This window comes from Pseudoselenomonas caprae, from assembly GCF_008271345.1.
Taxonomy (GTDB): domain Bacteria; phylum Bacillota; class Negativicutes; order Selenomonadales; family Selenomonadaceae; genus Selenomonas_A; species Selenomonas_A caprae.
This window is the reverse complement of sequence record NZ_VTOZ01000074.1, coordinates 1-317: the sequence shown is the minus strand read 5'-3', so window position 1 is coordinate 317 and position 317 is coordinate 1. Positions and strand designations below refer to the sequence as shown.

Annotated in this window: 1 protein-coding gene; it reads right to left on the bottom strand. The window is 40.7% G+C overall.

The features are described 5' to 3' along the window. Positions 1–317 (bottom strand): transposase (locus tag FZ041_RS14365; protein WP_222931182.1); only part of this gene is annotated, 317 nt, incomplete at both ends.

Sequence of the window (317 nt, the reverse complement as noted above, 5' to 3'; positions counted from 1 at the left end):
GCTGAGAATGTTTTCGATAAAGTATCCAAAGGTACGGTACGATGGTGTTTGATGCTCCATGAGATACATATAACGAAGATTGACCTTGCAGTTATCCTCAAGTTCCCGGAGCGAGATATATCCATTAGACATGAATCCGAATAAAATTGCTTTCAGCATGTTGGCCGGGTTGTATCTGATGCGTCCAGTGATATGTTTCGGAACATTTTTCAGATACTTCTCCAAGTCGATTCCCTCCATGAATCTGTCGAAAACCAACACTGGGTCGCAAATATCCAGATAATCTGAAATATATAGTGGCAAAATTGCCTGTTTTG